Genomic DNA, 16,298 nt, shown 5'->3' with positions numbered 1-16,298 from the left:
GTACCCCTCACTTAGAGTTCCCGGCGTGACCACGGTCGTCGTGAAGCAATCCCCGCGCCGACCCGCTCCGGACATCCCGAGCGGGGAGGTCGTCGTGCCGGCGCCGCCGGAGATCCCGCCGGCCCCGGCCTCGCGATGGCAGCAGGTGATCCAGGTGGTGCCGATGCTGACCGGCACCATCGCGACGGCCCTGCTGTTCGCCGGGCGCGACGGCGGGACCTACTCCTATGTCATAGGCGCCATCTTCGGCTTCTCCACGCTCGGCATGCTCTTCACGTCGACCGGTGCCGGCTCGCCGAAGAAGGCGGAGATGATCGCGGCCCGCCGGGAGTACCTGCGCCACCTCGCCGACCTGCGCCGCCAGGTCCGCGCGACGGCGACCCGGCAGCGCACCGGACTGCACTACCGCCACCCCGACCCGCACTCGCTCTGGTCGTCGGTGGACAGCTACCGCCTGTGGGAGCGACGGGTGAGCGACGGCGACTTCGCCATCGTGCGCGTCGCCACCGGGCCGCAGACGCTGGCCACCCCGCTGGTCCCGCCGGCGACCCGCCCACTGGACGACCTGGAGCCGATGACCGCGGCCGCGCTGCGGCGGTTCCTGGACACCTACTCGGTGGTCCCCGACCTGCCGGTGGCCGTCTCGCTGCGCAGCTTCGCCCGCATCCACCTGCGCGCCGGCTCCGGACCCGGGCTCATCGGCGAGCACGATCCGGCACGAGCGCTGACGCGGGCGATCCTGGCCCAGCTCACGGTGTTCCACGCCCCCGGCGACCTGCTCGTCGCGGTCTGCGCCGGGCCCGACCGGCGCGAGTGGTGGGAGTGGGCGAAGTGGCTGCCCCACGCCCTGCACCCCACGCGCACCGACGCGCTCGGGCCGGTGCGCCTCGTCGCCGGGACCGCCAAGGAGCTGGAGCAGCGCCTCGACGACCTGCTCCGCAGCCGCGGCCGGTTCGACGCCGAGCGGGACGGTCCGCCGGCCGCGCCCCACATCGTGGTGGTGCTCGACGGCGGCGACCTGTCCGGCAGTGCCCACCTGGGCACCGACGGCGGCATCGACGGCGTGACCCTGATCGACCTCGACCGGGAGCCGCCGCGGCTGCTCGACCGGTCCGCGATCGTCCTCGAGGCGGCCGGCGGCCGGCTCACCACGATCACCGCCGACAACGACATCGCCGAGCCGCAGCCGCCGATCGGGGTCCTCGACGCGCTCGACCTCGCCGAGGCCGAGGCGATCGCCCGGCTGCTGGCGCCGCTGCGGCCGGCGGTCGCGGCCGGCCCCGACCAGCAGGGCGGCGACGGCCGCGAGGCCCGCATCGACCTCGACTTCCCGGCCCTGCTGGGCATCGGCGACCCGGAGCGCCTGGACATCGCCGAGACGTGGGCGCCGCGGCCGCACCGCGACCGGCTGCGGATCTCGATCGGCGTCGGGCCGCAGGGCCAGCCGGTCGACCTCGACCTCAAGGAGTCGGCCGAGGACGGGATGGGCCCGCACGGGCTGCTCATCGGGGCGACCGGCTCCGGGAAGTCGGAGCTGCTGCGCACGCTGGTGCTCGGCCTCGCCGCGACGCACTCGTCCGAGACGCTCAACTTCGTGCTCATCGACTACAAGGGCGGCGCGACCTTCGCCCGGATGGACCGGCTGCCGCACGTGGCCGCGTTCATCTCCAACCTGCGCTCGGAGCTGCTGCTCGTCGACCGCATGACCGACGCGATCACCGGCGAGGTGATCCGCCGCCAGGAGGTGCTGCGCCGCTCGGGCGACTACGACTCGGTCCGCGACTACGAGCGGGCCCGGGCCGGGGGCGCCCCGCTGGCGCCGCTGCCGAGCCTGATGGTCGTCGTCGACGAGTTCAGCGAGCTGCTGGAGGCCAAGCCCGAGTTCATCGACCTGTTCGTGCAGATCGGGCGGGTCGGCCGGTCGCTGGGCATCCACCTGCTGCTCGCCTCACAGCGGCTGGAGGAGGGGCGGCTGCGAGGTCTGGACACGCACCTGTCGTACCGCATCGGCCTGCGCACCTTCACGTCGCTCGAGTCGCGCACGGTGCTGGGGGTGCCGGACGCGTACGAGCTGCCGGGCAAGCCCGGCGGGCACGGCATCCTCAAGTCCGGCACCGAGCCGCTGACCCGGTTCAAGGGCGCCTACGTCGGCGGGCGCTGGCGGCGGGCGGGCCGGATCGCGGCGGTGTCCCACGGCGAGGGGCCGGCGCGGGTGATGCGGTACGGCACGCAGTACGTGCCCGCGCCGACGGCCCCGAGGCCCGACCTGGAGCCGGCCGAGGCGCCCGAGGGCGAGAGCCTGCTCGACATCGTCGTCGACCGGCTCGCCGGGCGGGGCGTGCCCGCGCACCAGGTGTGGCTGCCGCCGCTGGCCGCCGCCGCGCCGCTGGACGACCTGCTCGGCCCGCTGGCCGCGGACCCGGCGCGCGGGCTGACCGTCGCCAACCCGCAGCTGCACGGGGCCCTGCACCTGCCGGTCGCGCTCGTCGACAACCCGCTCGAGCAGCGCCGCGACGTGCTGTGGTTCCGGCTCGACGGTGCCCAGGGCCACGTCGCCGTGGTCGGCGGCCCGCGCAGCGGCAAGTCGGTGGCCCTGCGCACGCTCGTCATGACCCTGGCCCTCACCCACACACCGGTCGAGATCCAGGTGTACTGCCTGGACTTCGGCGGCGGCCAGCTCGCCGGCCTGCGCGAGCTGCCCCACGTCGGCGGCGTCGCGGGGCGCCTGGACACCAACCGGGTCCGGCGCACGGTCGGCGAGGTCGCGGGCCTGCTCGCCGCGCGCGAGCAGCAGTTCACCGCGGCCGGGATCGACGGCATGCCCACCTACCGGCGACGGCGCGCGGCCGGCGGCGCCGGGAGCCCCGACGACGGCTGGGGTGACGTGTTCCTGGTCGTCGACGGCTGGGTGAGCCTGCGGAACGACTACGAGGAGCTCGCGACGGTGCTGTACGACATCGCGGCGCGCGGGCTGGCCTACGGCATCCACGTGATCGTCTCCGCCCCGCGCTGGATGGACCTGCGCTCCAACTTCCGCGACCTGCTCGGCGCGCGGATCGAGCTGCGCCTCGGCGACGGCGCGGACTCGATCGCCCCGCGCAAGGCGGCCGCGGGCGTGCCGGACGAGGCGCCGGGGCGCGGGATCACGCCGGAGGGTCTGCACCTGCTCGTGGCCCAGCCGCAGCTGAACGGGGGCGAGCCCGGCGAGCTGGTGACGGCGGTCGCCTCCGCCTGGACCGGCGCGCGGGCGCGGCCGGTGCGGATGCTGCCCGCGTCGGTACCGTTCGCGGCGATCGCGGACGACGCCGACCCGCAGAACCCGCTCGCGCTGCCGATCGGCATCGACGAGTCCAACCTCCTACCGGTGCGCATCGACTTCGCGGGCGAGCCGCACCTGCTGGCCTTCGGCGACGCCGAGTGCGGCAAGTCGACCCTGCTGCGCGGGCTCGCGACCTCGATCAGCACGCGGTTCACGCCGGAGCAGGCGCGGATCGTGCTGATCGACCACCGGCGGAGCCTGCTCGGGGCGGTGCGGACGGAGCATCTGATCGGGTACGGGACCGGGACGCAACAGACCGTGGACCTCATCGGCTCGGTCGCCGACTACATGCAGCGGCGCCTGCCCGGACCGGACGTGACCGAGGACCAGCTGCGCCGCCGCTCCTGGTGGACGGGGCCGCAGTGCTTCGTCCTGGTCGACGACTACGACCTGGTGCCGACCGCGGCGGGGAATCCTCTGGCGGCGCTCCTGCCGTACCTCGCCCAGGCCCGCGACATCGGCCTGCACCTGATCGTCGCCCGCCACAGCGGTGGGGTGGGCCGCGCCCTGTTCGAGCCGGTCCTCCAGCGCCTGCGCGAGCTGGCGTCGCCGGTCCTGCTCATGTCGGGCGACCGGGAGGAGAGCCTGGCCTTGGGCAAGGTGCGCTTCGCCACCCTGCCGCCGGGCCGCGCCCAGCTGGTCACGAGAAAGGAGAGCGGCACCCTGATCCAGATCGCCGACTGCCCCGCCACCTGACTCGCGCCACCCCGATCCACCCCGCCGCGCCGCCAGCTCACCTGCCGCGGAGTCCTGCGATTCGCCGCGGCAGCCCAACGCACCACGCACAAGTGCCGCTGCCGTGCACGCCGGCACTCCCGGCTGCGCTGCAACACAGTCACGCGCTCTGGAACGAGGGTCGCCCAGTGCTGTGTGGCCGGATGCCGAGCGGTCAGGCCCAGTCACCCTCGACCGGCCGGAGTCCACCGCCGTCAGCGCCTCAGCCCAACCGAGACCCGGCCGGAGGCTGCCGCCCGACAAACACCTCAGCCGAGGCGGGGCGGCCGGAGCCCGTCGCTCGCCGAGGTCTCCGTCGAACCGGAGCTCGGAGTGTGTGGCGCGATTCGAAGCGCTTCGGTGGCCGAGGTCAGAGGCGGTCGGGCGAATGGTCGCAACGGTCGGAAGGGACCGCCGTCGGGTGCGCGGGCGTGATTGGTGGGCTACGCGGGCGGGAACACCTTTCGGCTAGGTGTGGCGAGAGTCCTGACAGACCCGGGCGGCACAGTCCAGAATGGGCTCCATCGCGCACACCTCCATCGCCCGCGCCGCCGGCCGTGTCCTCGCTCTGGGGCTGTCGGCGGCGCTCGCCTGTGCGGTGGGGGTTGGCGTCGCGGTCGCGCCGGGGGCGGCGGCCTGGGCGGACGAGGCTCGCAGCGAGCAGTGGCAGCTCAGCGCGCTCGACGCCCGGGACGCCTGGAAGGTGTCCACCGGCAAGGGCGTGATCGTCGCAGTCATCGACAGTGGGGTGGACGCGTCGCATCCTGACCTCGTGGGGCAGGTGCTGCCCGGCATCGACCTCGTCGACCGGGCGGCCGGGGACGAGGGGAAGGTCGATCCGGTCGGGCACGGTACGACCGTGGCGGCGCTGATCGCGGGCAGTAACAAGGACAGTTCGGGGGCCGAGGGCATCGCGCCCGGGGCCAAGATCCTGCCGATCCGGGTGCTGGACAAGGCCAACAAGTACGACGATCCGAGCGTCGTGGCGCAGGCGGTGCGGTGGGCGGTGGACCACCGGGCGACGGTGATCAACCTGTCGCTGGGCGGGGCGCTGCGCAGTGAGGCGATCGCTGACGCGCTGCGGTACGCGGCGGCGCACGATGTCGTGGTCGTCGCCTGTACCGGCAATATCGCTACCGACCGGTCGATCCATCAGGTCTGGTATCCGGCGCGGGAGCCCGGGGTCATCGCGGTGGCCGGGCTCGGGGCCAAGGCGCCGACGTCGAAGGCGGAGGCGCTCTGGTCCGGGTCGCTCACCGGGCCCGAGACGGTGCTCACCGCGCCCGCGGTGGGGCTCACCGGGGCGAAGCCCGGCGGCGGGTACTGGCAGGTGCAGGGCACTAGCTTCGCCGCTCCGCTGGTTGCGGGGGCGGCCTCGCTCGTGCGGGCCAGGTTCCCGAAGATGAGCGCGGCGAACGTCATCAACCGGCTGATCGGCACGGCCAGGGACCTCGGGGCGAAGGGGCGTGACGACCAGTTCGGCTACGGCGAGGTCGACCCGGTCGCGGCGCTGCGGTCCAGCGTCGGCGAGGTGGCGACCAACCCGCTCGCGGACGGCGCGACGGAGCCCGGGCCGGTCGGGGACGCCGAGGCCGACCAGGGCGAGCCGCTGCGACCGGGCGGTGCGGCGCCGATGCCGAGTACGTCCGAGGAGCCGGAGCTGCGGCAGATGGCCGGCGACGCGCGCACCGAGCTCAGCGCGGTCGCCGGGCTCACGGCGACGCTGCTGATCCTCGTCGTCGGCGCGTCAGGGGTCCTGCTCCATCACCGTCGGCGAGCAAGACACTCCACCCGCCTATAGCGACGAACCGGGTGCGATCAAGCAAGCCGTACATGAAGCGAGCTAGGCGCACTTGCCCGTCTGAGTCGGGTCCGTGTGCTGCCGCCCCGCCTCGGCCACCGACGACGCCTCGTCCGCCGTCACCGCGAAGCCCGTCTGCGGATCGTCGGCCGCCGCGGCGAAGATGATGCCGAGCACCTCGCCGTTCGTGGAGAGCAGCGGCCCGCCCGAGTTGCCGGAGCGGACCAGCGCGCGAATCGTGTAGATCTCGCGCGAGACCTTGCCGTCCTCGTAGATGTTCGGGCCGGTGATGTTGCGGTGGTCGCGGATGCGGGCGGACTGCGCGTCGTACGGCCCGTCCAGCGGGTACCCGAGCACGATCGCGTCGTCGTTCGAGTCGGCCTTCTTCGCGGCGAAGGGCATGACCGGGGCGTTGAGGTTCTTGACGTACAGGACGGCGATGTCGCGGTCCGGGTCGTAGGCGACCACTGTCGCCGGCAGCGGTCGCGAGGAGCCGTCGACGAGCACGCTCACGGTCTTGGTGCCGGCCACGACGTGGGCGTTGGTCATGACGCGGTTCTGCGAGTACACGAAGCCGGAGCCCTCGATGCGCCGGGAGCAGGAGGGCGCCTGGCCGAGCACCTTGACCACGGACTTCTTGGAATTCTTGACCAGCTCCGAGCCGGCGAGCTTCGGGTCCGGCGGGGAGACCTCCTTGACGCGGGTCGGCGAGAGCCCGTCGAACACGTCCGGGAAGCCGCGGGTGTCAACGGTTTCACGCAGCGCCTCGGAGAGCGCGTCGGCCTGGGCCGGCATCGCCTTGTCGACCACGTTCAGGATTATCGAGTTGCTGACCGCGCGGGCGAGCCACGGCAGCGACGACGCGCTCAGCGGCGCGGCGACGAGCCAGACCACGAGCAGCACGGCGACGACCGAGACCACGGCGCCGCCCGCGTTGTCGACAGCCTGCGCGTTGCGGCTGACGATCGCGTTGCGTAGCCGGTTGCCCACGAAACTCGCGAGGGCCTGGCCGGCGACCGCGAGGCCGAAGACCGCCGAGAGCGACATGACCACACGGGCCTGGTCGGAGGTGAAGAAGTGCTCGGCGAGCAGCGGGCCGAGCTGCAGACCGAGCAGCGCGCCGCCGAAGAAGCCGACGAATGACAGCAGACCAACAAGGAACCCCTGGCGATATCCGTTGATTGCGAACATCACCATGAGGAGCAGAAGGACGATATCGATCACGCTGCCAGACACGCATTCAACGTACAGGTGCGGCACCAGGTGTCGGCAGTTCCTCAACCCGGCCAGTTGGCCACTCGACCGCCCAACCGCCGAGTTCCAGCAGCGTAGACAGCACGCCGGCGGTGAAGCCCCACACCAACATGTCGTGTATCCGAAACGCCGGGCCGATCCACCCGCTCGGGTGCCGCAGTCGTAGCCGGTGCGCGGGATCGACCAGTTCACGAATGGGCAGGCGCTCGACGCGGGCCACCTCGCGCGGATCGGCCGGGCCGACCGGGTGCGGCGAACGCCACCAGGCGACCACCGGCGTGACGAGGAAGTTGCTCACCGGGATCCACAGCGTCGGCAGGGTCGCGACGACCTCGACCGTGCTCGGGTCCAGGCCGACCTCCTCCTCGGCCTCGCGCAGCGCGCACGCGACCGTGTCGGCGTCGCCCGGGTCGACCGCGCCGCCGGGGAATGCGGGCTGCCCGGCGTGGTTGCGCATGGTCGCGGCGCGCTGGAGTACCAGGATGTCGGGCCCGGTGACCGGGTCCTCGCCGAAGAGCACGAGCACCGCGCTCTGCCGCTGCCCCTCCCCGTCGGGCGTGGGCAGCCGCGTGAAGTCGGAAGCGTCGGCCGAGCGGATGTTGCTCAGCAGCGGCTCGAACCAGGCCGGCAGGTCGTGCGCGGTCACGCCGCCACCCCCAGGTACCGCCGGCTCAGCAGCGGCTCGAACCAGGCCGGCAGGTCGTGCGCGGTCACCCCGCCACCCCCAGGTACCGAAGACTCAGCTCCTGCACTTTCGCCTCGGTCAGCGCCGGCCCCTGGTAGGCGTAGGCGATGCGGCCACCCGGCGTGACGAACAGCGTCGCCGGCAGTGTGGAGGCCAGCGACCGGTTCACGAGCGGGCTCGCCGCGAGCGCGAACTGCTGCTGCGGGTCCTCCAGCATCGGGAACGTCAGCTTCAGCTCGTCGATCACGGACCCGGCCTGGTCGTGGCGGTCCTTGGTGACGATGCCGACCACGCGCACCCGGCCCGCCGCCGCGACCTTCTCGAGCGCCGGCAGCTCCTCCCGGCACGGCCCGCACCACGAGGCCCACAGGTTCACAATCGTCGGCGCGCCGCCGAGGTCGGCCACGTCGATGAACCGCCCGCCCGCGAAGCAGGGCAGCGCCATGGCCGGAAGAGCAGGGCCGGATTCGGTACCCCCTGAGCCCGACGCCCCCGCCCGCTCGATGCAGCGCGGGCCACCTGTCGCGGTCGCGGGCTCGGCCGGCGGCCGGACGTCGGCGGTGCAGGCCGCGAGCGCCGCGACCACGGTGAACAGCGCGGCCAGCCCGAGGAGACGCCTCACAGGACCAGCTCCGCGAGCTCGGCGGCGCGGGGCCCCTTGAGCAGCTTGACGGCCACCTCGACCTCGGTCGGCCCCAGGCCGTACGACGGGCAGTCCCGCCGCAGCGTGCACGCCCCGCAGGCCGGCTTGCGCGCGTGGCAGACGCGGCGGCCGTGGAAGATCACGCGGTGCGAGAGCATCGTCCAGTCCCGCGGCGCGAACAGCACCGCGATGGCGAACTCGATCTTCACCGGGTCGGTCTCGTCGGTCCACTGCCAGCGGTGGACCAGGCGCTGGAAGTGGGTGTCGACCGTGATTCCGGGCACGTCGAAGGCGTTGCCGAGGACGACGTTGGCGGTCTTGCGCCCGATCCCGGGCAGCGCGACGAGCTCGTTCAGCGTCCCCGGTACCTCACCGTCGTGCCGCTCCACCAGCGCCTGCCCGAGCCCGATCAGCGAGTCGGTCTTGTTGCGGAAGAAGCCGGTCGGCTTGATGAGCTCCTGCATCTCGATCGGGTCGGCCCCGGCGTACGCGGCGGCGTCCGGGTACTGCGCGAACAGCTTCGGCGTCACCTGGTTGACCCGCTCGTCCGTGCACTGCGCGGACAGGATCGTGGCGACGGCGAGCTCGAGCGGGCTGGTGAAGTCGAGCTCGCAGTGCGCGTCGGGGTGGATCGTCGCCAGGGCGCGCCCCATCCGCCGCGCCCGCCGCTTCAACGCCAACGCGGTCTCGGTCTCGGTCACGCAACGACAATACGTCGCCCGCCGGACGGCACCGATCGAGCGACCCCGCCACCGGCCAAGTGGCGGAACCGAGAACCCGGCATATACGAAAAATCCGATAAGTCGCGGCGCGGAGCGCCCGACTTATCGCGCACAACCGACGGCCGCCGAAGGAGCCGAGCGGGCGGCCGCGGAGTAGAGCGCCCGGCGCAAAGCGCCGACCTAACCGAGCGCAACCGACGGCCGCCGAAGGAGCCGAGCGGGCGGCCGCGGAGTGGAGCACCCGGCGCAAAGCGCCGACCTAACCGAGCGCAACCGACGGCCGCCGAAAGAGCCGAGCGGGCGGCCAGCGCGGAGCGCCCGACTTATCGACCGCAGCCGGCGGCCGCGGAAAGAGCCGAGCGGGCGCGGCGCGCCCGACAACCGCGCTACGCCGCCGGCTGCGTGATCGCGCCGTCCTGGCCGATCACCGCGCCCGTCTTGGGGAAGTCCTGCTTGCTCAGGTTCGACACGAACGGGATGGCCTGCTTCTTCGGGTCCGGCTTGGGCAGGCCCGGCGCGACCATGTACGTAGCGCTGAGCGATCCGCCCTTCCACGTACCGTCGCCGCGCAGCGTCACCTTGAGCACGCCGCCGATGCCGACCGTCCCGTTGTAGGACAGCGCCTTGTAGCCCGCGAAGTTGCCGAGGCTGTACGCGATCAGCCGCCCCTTGTAGAACTCCATCGCGCGCATGACGTGCGGCCCGTGCCCCACCACCAGGTCGGCCCCGGCGTCGATGACGCGGTGGGTGAACGCGACCGGGTTGCAGCGGTTCTCGCCCAGGAACATCTCGGTCTCGTTCTTCGCGTGCGTCTTGTCGGACCCCTCGGCCCCCATGTGGACCTGCACGACCACGAGGTCGGCCTTGGTCGCGGCCTCCTTGACGATCTTCTCCGCCGCGTCGAGGTCGGAGCAGAGGTTCGACCAGGTGTAGGAGGCGAACCCGATCACCGCGATCTTCACGCCCTTGGCCTCGCCGATGGAGATGTCGCCGGGCCAGCCGGTGTACTTGATGCCCGCCCCGTCCAGCGTCTTCTGCGAGTTCTTGTAGCCGACCGGGCCGAAGTCGTAGGCGTGGTTGTTGGCCATGTTCATCATCTTGAAGCCGGCGTCGGTGAGGTTCTGCACGTACGCCGGCGGGGTGCGGAAGGCGAAGCACGTCTTGCCGGCGTTGTCGGCCGAGCACTTGCCCACGCCGGTGTCGTCGGTCAGCACCTGCTCGAGGTTGCCCATCTGGAAGTCGGCGGCGAGGTACTGCTTCACCGGGTCGAAGAAGCCCTTGCCGTTGTTCGGCGGCAGCCCGCCCGGGGCCATGCCCATGACGATGTCGCCGGTCGCGCTGAGCGTGATGCCCTCGGCCGGGCCCGGGACCGCGCCGGCGGGCGCGGAGGAGCCGCCGCCGCCCGCGTCGGAGGCGCCGCCGGCCTGGGGCTGCTGCTGGGTCGGGCCCTGGGTCGCGGCGGGCTTGTCGTCGCCGCCGCCGAGGAAGGTGGCCGCGCCCGCGGTGCCGGCGCCGATGACCACGGCCGCCACGGCGGCCAGGATGATCGCGGTGCGCCGGCCGCCACCGCCGGTCCCGCGCACGGGCGGGGGCTCGCCGGGCAGCGGGAGCTTGCGCCGGCCGGCGCGCTCCTCGGGCTCGTAGGCCTTGGCGGCGTACAGCTCCTCGGGGCGCCGCTGCGGTCCGGGGGCCGGCACGTGCAGCGGCGCGACGGGCGGGGAGCCGTAGACCCCGCCGGTGCGGTCGCCGCCCCAGACGTTGCCGGAGCCGGGCTCCGGGGCGGGGTCGGAATCCGGGCGCGGGTTGCGGCCTGCCGCAAATCCGTCGAAACGACCCGTCCCCGGGGCGTAACCTCCGGCCGGGCCGGTCGGTTGCTCAGGTTGAGGGGACGCAGGCCCACCCCGCTCCGGCTGCTCATCCGGCCAGCGGGACGGTCCGCCGTACAGCGTCATGCGATCCACTCCACCACTCGGCGACGCTCGCGCTCAGAGTGAGCACGAGCGGTCGTGTCCGACGCGAAGATATCGCACCCCCGCGAACCGCGGGCCGCCCTTGTGGATGACCGCCCCGCCGCAGGTCGCGCAGTACCCTCTCGACCTGCCCACCGTCGTTGAAGACGACACCGTATGCATAAACTGGCGTTCGCGCGATCGCTTCGCAGCGGAGAGGACGCGCCGACGGATAGAGGTGGACGCGATGGACGAGGTACTGGCGCGTAGCGGGATATTCCAGGGAGTCGAGGCCGACGCCGCGGAGTCACTCGCCAAGGAGATGGAGACGATCGACGTCCGCAAGGGCGAGGTCGTGTTCAGCGAGGGCGAGCCGGGCGACAGTCTCTACATCGTGCTGTCTGGCAAGATCAAGGTCGGGCGCCGCGCGGCCGACGGCCGGCAGAACCTCATCGCCGTCATGGGCCCGAGCGACATGGTCGGCGAGCTTTCCCTCTTCGACCCCGGCCCGCGCACCGCGACCGCCACCGCCGTGCTCGACACGCGGCTGGCCCGGCTGCGCAAGCAGGCGCTGCGCCCGTGGCTGACCAACCGGCCGGAGATCGCCGAGCAGCTGCTGCGCGTGCTGGCCCGCCGCCTGCGCCGCACCAACGACTCGCTGGCCGACCTCATCTTCACCGACGTGCCCGGCCGCGTGGCCAAGACGCTGCTGCAGATGGCCGGCCGCTTCGGTACCCGCGACGGCGGCGTGCTGCGGGTCAACCACGACCTCACGCAGGAGGAGATGGCCCAGCTCGTCGGCGCCTCGCGCGAGACGGTGAACAAGGCCCTGGCCGACTTCGCCTCCCGCGGCTGGCTGCGCCTCGACGGCAAGAGCGTGATCATCATGGACCCGGAGCGCCTCGCCCGCCGCGCGCGCGTCTGAGACAAAGACCCCCCAAAAGGACAAAGACACCCCAAAAGGCCGCCCGCGAGGCGGCTTTTTGCGATCCACAAAACAATCAGTCTTGACTGTTTGTTTCTGGAGCGGCACGCTGGCAGTCATGCAGGAGCGCAGCCGGGTCACTCAGCGGCGCCTGCTCGAGGCCACCGTCGAGTGCCTCTACGAGCACGGCTGGTCCGGCGCCACCACCACGGTCATCGCCGAGCGCGCCGGCGTCTCCCGCGGCGCCCAGCTGCACCACTACCCCACCCGCGCCGCCCTGGTGCTCGCCGCCGTCCAGCACCTGGCCGAGCGGCGCGCCGAGGAGATCCGCAACGAGGCCGCCGCCCTCACCGGCGACCGCGAGGAGCGCCTGGACCGGGTGGTCGAACTGCTCGCGGCGGCCTTCACCGGCCCGCTGTTCGTCGCCGCCCTCGAGGTCTGGGTCGCCGCGCGCACCGACGCCGAGCTGCGCGACGCGCTCGTACCGCTGGAGGCGCGGGTCGGCCGCGAGATGCACCGGCTCACCGTCGACGTGCTCGGCGCGGACGAGACGCGCCCGGGCGTGCGCGAGGCCGTCCAGGCGACGCTCGACCTGCTGCGCGGGCTGGGCGTGGCCAACCTGCTCACCGACGACACCGCCCGCCGCACCCAGCTCCTCGCGGCCTGGAAACTCCAGCTGGCCCAGCTGATCTGAAGGAGGCGCGATGCAGCTCGACGAGGTGCTGCCGGACCTGGCCGCGGAGTCGGAGGCGCTCGACCGGCTCGTCGCCGGCCTGGACGCGCAGCAGTGGAGCACGCCGACCCCCGCGCCCGGCTGGACCGTCGCGCACCAGATCGCACACCTGGTCTGGACCGACGAGGCGGCCACGCTGGCCAACGCCGACCCGGCCGCCTTCTTCGCGCGGCTGTCGGCGGTGGACGATCCGCTGACCTTCGTGGATCGGGCCGCGGCCGCGGGCGTTGCGCCGCCGGACGAGCTGCTGGCGCGCTGGCGCGCCGGGCGGGCGGCGCTGGCGACGGCGCTGCGGGCGGTACCCCCGGGAGAAAAACGGCCCTGGTTCGGCCCTTCGATGTCGCCCGTCTCGTGCGCCACGGCCCGGCTCATGGAGACCTGGGCGCACGGCCGCGACATCGCCGAGACGTTCCCGGACGACGAGCGGGCCCGGCAGCACCTCCGCCCGACCGACCGTCTGCGGCATGTCGCTTTTATTGGCTACAGAACGATAAATCACGGATTCGAGAGCCACGGGCAGGCCGGCCCGACGACCCCCTTCCGCGTGGAGCTGAGCCTGCCGGACGGGGGCGAGATGACCTTCGGGCCCGAGGCGTCCCCGGAGCGCGTGACCGGCCCGATCCTGGACTTCTGCCTGCTTGTCACCCAGCGCCGGCACCCGGCCGACCTCGCGCTGCAGGCGTCCGGGGACGACGCGGCGGAGTGGATGACGAAGGCCCAGGCGTTCGCGGGGCCTCCCGGAACGAAGCGCGAGCCGAGGGCCGGACGATGACGGCCCCGATCAGGATCGGCAACGCGTCCGGGTTCTACGGCGACCGGGCCACGGCCTGGCGGGAGATGCTCGACGGCGGCGAGCTCGACGTGCTCACCGGCGACTACCTGGCCGAGCTCACCATGCTCATCCTGGGCCGGGACCGGCTGAAGGACCCGGCGACCGGTTACGCCAAGACGTTCCTGCGGCAGCTGGAATCCGTCCTCGGTACCGCGAAGCAGCGCGGCGTACGCCTGGTGACAAACGCCGGCGGGCTCAACCCGGCCGGGCTCGCCGACGCCGTGCGGGCCCTGGCCGGGCGGCTCGGCCAGGACGTGGCCGTCGCGCACGTGGAGGGCGACGACGTCACGGCGCAGGTCCCCGGTCTCACGGCGAACGCGTACCTCGGCGCCTTCGGCATCGCCGAGTGCCTGACCGCGGGCGCGGACGTTGTGGTCACCGGCCGGGTCACCGACGCGTCCCTGGTCGTCGGCCCCGGCATCGCCCGCTTCGGCTGGACCCGCGCCGACCTCGACGCGCTCGCGGGCGCCACGGTCGCCGGGCACGTGCTGGAGTGCGGCGCCCAGGCGACCGGCGGCAACTACGCGTTCTTCACCGAGCTGCCCGACCGGGCCCGCCGCCCCGGCTTCCCGCTCGCCGAGCTGCACGCCGACGGCTCCGCGGTGATCACCAAGCACCCGGGCACCGGCGGGGCCGTGACGGCCGAGACGGTGACCGCGCAGCTGCTCTACGAGATCGGCGCGCCCGCCTACCCCGGCCCCGACGTGGTGGCCGACTTCGGCACGATCCGCCTGGCCGCCGACGGCCCGGACCGCGTCCGAATCTCGGGGGTGCGCGGCGCCCCGCCCCCGCCGGAGCTCAAGGTCGGCGTCAACGCCCTGGGCGGTTTCCGCAACGCGATGACGTTCGTCCTGTGCGGCCTGGAAATTCCTGCAAAAGCGGATTTGGTACGTACACAGCTCACCGACGCCCTGGGCCCCGACGGCCTCGAGTTCACCCTGGCCCGCACCGACCGCCCCGACGCGGACTCGGAGGCGGCGGCGAGCGCCCTGCTGACGGTGTCGATCAAGGACTCCGACCCGAAGCGGGCCGGCCGCACCTTCTCCCAGGCCGCCGTGGAGCTGGCGCTCGCGTCCTACCCCGGGCTGGCGCTGACCGCCCCGCCCGGCGACGCCACCCCGTTCGGCGTCTTCACCGGCCACCTGATCCCGCAGGCCGCGGTCGAGCACATCGCCGTCCGCCCCGACGGCACGCGGGTCAAGATCGAGCCGCCCGAGATCACACAATCCCTCAATAACACGAAAAGTCCGAAATGTCCGGACGCGGCAGCGGCCGGACATTTCGTCCGAGCGCCCCTCGGCACGCTGTTCGGCGCCCGGTCCGGCGACAAGGGCGGCGACGCCAACATCGGGGTCTGGGCGCGGGACGAGCCCGCCTACGCGTGGCTCCGGGCAAATCTCACCGCCGATCGGCTCCGGGAGCTGCTGCCCGAGGCGCGGGAGCTCGACGTCGAGCGGTACGAGCTGCCCAACCTGCTCGCGGTGAACTTCGTCGTGCGCGGCATCCTGGGCGCGGGGGTCGCGGCCAGCACCCGGTTCGACCCGCAGGGCAAGGCGCTCGGCGAGTGGTTGCGCTCCCGGGTCGTCGAGCTTCCCGCGGAGCTGGTCCCGTGACCGGCGACCCGTTCGAGACCGAGGAGCGGCGGCGGCTGCGGGAGCTGACCCGGCGCTTCGTCGAGCGCGAGGTGCGCCCGCACCTGGACGAGTGGGAGCGCGCCGGTGAGGTACCCCGCGCGCTGCACCGCCGGGCCGCCGAGATCGGGCTGCTCGGCATCGGCTTCGCCGAGGAGGTCGGCGGCTCCGGCGGCGACCTCGTCGACAGCGTCGTGGTCACCGAGGAGCTGATCCGGGCCGGCGGGTCCTCGGGGCTCGTGGCCGCGCTGTTCACGCACGGCATCGCGCTGCCGCACATCGTCGCGACCGGGCGGGCCGACCTGGTCGAGCGGTTCGTGCGCCCGACGCTCGCCGGGGAGCGGATCGGCTGCCTGGCCGTCACCGAGCCCGACGGCGGCTCCGACGTGGCCGGCATCCGCACGAAGGCGACCGAGGACGGCGACGACTACATCGTCAACGGCACGAAGACGTTCATCACCAGCGGGGCGCGGGCCGACTTCGCGACCGCGGCCGTCCAGACCGCCGACGGCCTGCGGCTCCTCGTGGTCGAGGGCTTCCGCGTCACCCGGCGGCTGGACAAGATGGGCTGGCACTGCTCGGACACCGCGGAGCTGGCCTTCGTCGACCTGCGGGTGCCCCGCAGCCGGGTCGTGGGTGGGTTCGCCGAGCTCATGACCCACTTCGCGGCCGAGCGGATCTCGCTGGCGGTGCAGGCGTACGCCACCGCCGAGCGCTGCCTCGACCTCACGCTGGCCTGGGTGCGCGACCGGCACACGTTCGGCCGCCCGCTGGCGAGCCGGCAACTGGTCCGGCACCGGCTCGCCGAGATGGCGCGCCAGGTGGAGGTGGCCCGGACCTACGTCCGCCACGTCGCCGTCCGTGTCGCAAGCGGCGAGCGGCTCGTTACGGAGGTGGCGATGGCGAAGAACACCGCGGTCGCGTCGTGCGACCACGTCGTGGACCAGGCCGTGCAGCTGCACGGCGGCCTGGGGTACATCCGGGACGCCGAGGTCGAGCGCCACTACCGCGACGCCCGGATCATGGGCATCGGCGGCGGGACCACGGAGATCATGAACGAGATCATCGCGAAGCAGTTGGGGGTCTGAGG

The 16,298-nt window shown here is 73.1% G+C and carries 12 protein-coding genes; 7 read left to right on the top strand and 5 right to left on the bottom strand.

Translation table 11 applies throughout. The features are described 5' to 3' along the window. The first annotated feature begins 25 nt into the window (after positions 1–25). Positions 26–4,015, top strand: a complete 3,990-nt coding sequence (gene eccCa / locus ACPPVO_RS03120) for a type VII secretion protein EccCa (protein WP_426509801.1) — start codon at positions 26–28, stop codon at positions 4,013–4,015. Between the two features lie 532 nt (positions 4,016–4,547). Then, the gene (mycP, locus tag ACPPVO_RS03115) at positions 4,548–5,834 is read left to right on the top strand and encodes a type VII secretion-associated serine protease mycosin (RefSeq protein ID WP_426509800.1); all 1,287 of its coding nucleotides are present in this window, start codon (positions 4,548–4,550) and stop codon (positions 5,832–5,834) included. A gap of 42 nt (positions 5,835–5,876) precedes the next feature. Here the strand turns inward: mycP and ACPPVO_RS03110 are convergent, their stop codons facing one another. From ACPPVO_RS03110 to ACPPVO_RS03090, 5 genes are all read right to left on the bottom strand, one after another. Next, the gene (locus tag ACPPVO_RS03110) at positions 5,877–7,031 is read right to left on the bottom strand and encodes a MarP family serine protease (RefSeq protein WP_426514510.1); all 1,155 of its coding nucleotides are present in this window, start codon (positions 7,029–7,031) and stop codon (positions 5,877–5,879) included. 43 nt (positions 7,032–7,074) lie between these two features. Further along, complete coding sequence (locus tag ACPPVO_RS03105) at positions 7,075–7,734, bottom strand: NUDIX hydrolase (RefSeq protein WP_426509799.1); 660 nt, start codon at positions 7,732–7,734, stop codon at positions 7,075–7,077. 64 nt (positions 7,735–7,798) lie between these two features. Continuing rightward, positions 7,799–8,395, bottom strand: coding sequence for a TlpA family protein disulfide reductase (locus ACPPVO_RS03100; RefSeq protein WP_426509798.1), 597 nt, complete (start codon positions 8,393–8,395; stop codon positions 7,799–7,801). Then, positions 8,392–9,069 (bottom strand): endonuclease III, encoded by a 678-nt coding sequence (gene nth, locus ACPPVO_RS03095; RefSeq protein ID WP_426514509.1) that lies wholly within the window; start codon positions 9,067–9,069, stop codon positions 8,392–8,394. The genes ACPPVO_RS03100 and nth overlap by 4 nt, the downstream gene beginning before the upstream one ends. Positions 9,070–9,524: 455 nt before the next feature. Continuing rightward, positions 9,525–10,742: a CapA family protein gene (locus ACPPVO_RS03090; protein ID WP_426514508.1), complete on the bottom strand. Its 1,218-nt coding sequence runs from the start codon at positions 10,740–10,742 to the stop codon at positions 9,525–9,527. Between the two features lie 592 nt (positions 10,743–11,334). Between ACPPVO_RS03090 and ACPPVO_RS03085 the strand changes: the two genes are divergently transcribed. From ACPPVO_RS03085 to ACPPVO_RS03065, 5 genes are all read left to right on the top strand, one after another. Continuing rightward, positions 11,335–12,012, top strand: coding sequence for a Crp/Fnr family transcriptional regulator (locus tag ACPPVO_RS03085; protein ID WP_426509797.1), 678 nt, complete (start codon positions 11,335–11,337; stop codon positions 12,010–12,012). Positions 12,013–12,130: 118 nt separating this feature from the next. Next, positions 12,131–12,706, top strand: a complete 576-nt coding sequence (locus ACPPVO_RS03080) for a TetR/AcrR family transcriptional regulator (RefSeq protein WP_426509796.1) — start codon at positions 12,131–12,133, stop codon at positions 12,704–12,706. Positions 12,707–12,716: 10 nt separating this feature from the next. After that, on the top strand, positions 12,717–13,517 hold the full coding sequence (locus ACPPVO_RS03075) for a TIGR03084 family metal-binding protein (RefSeq protein ID WP_426509795.1): 801 nt from the start codon (positions 12,717–12,719) through the stop codon (positions 13,515–13,517). Beyond that, on the top strand, positions 13,514–15,190 hold the full coding sequence (locus ACPPVO_RS03070; protein ID WP_426509794.1) for an acyclic terpene utilization AtuA family protein: 1,677 nt from the start codon (positions 13,514–13,516) through the stop codon (positions 15,188–15,190). Before ACPPVO_RS03075 ends, ACPPVO_RS03070 begins: the two co-directional genes overlap by 4 nt. Continuing rightward, positions 15,187–16,296 carry an acyl-CoA dehydrogenase family protein gene (locus tag ACPPVO_RS03065; protein ID WP_426509793.1) on the top strand — a complete coding sequence of 370 codons (1,110 nt, stop codon included), beginning with the start codon at positions 15,187–15,189 and terminating at the stop codon, positions 16,294–16,296. The genes ACPPVO_RS03070 and ACPPVO_RS03065 overlap by 4 nt, the downstream gene beginning before the upstream one ends. Positions 16,297–16,298: the final 2 nt, after the last annotated feature.

Origin of the sequence: Dactylosporangium sp. McL0621, from assembly GCF_049995355.1 — a bacterium.
GTDB lineage: Bacteria > Actinomycetota > Actinomycetes > Mycobacteriales > Micromonosporaceae > Dactylosporangium.
Note: the sequence above shows the minus strand (reverse complement) of the source record. Positions and strands in the feature narration are given on the sequence as shown.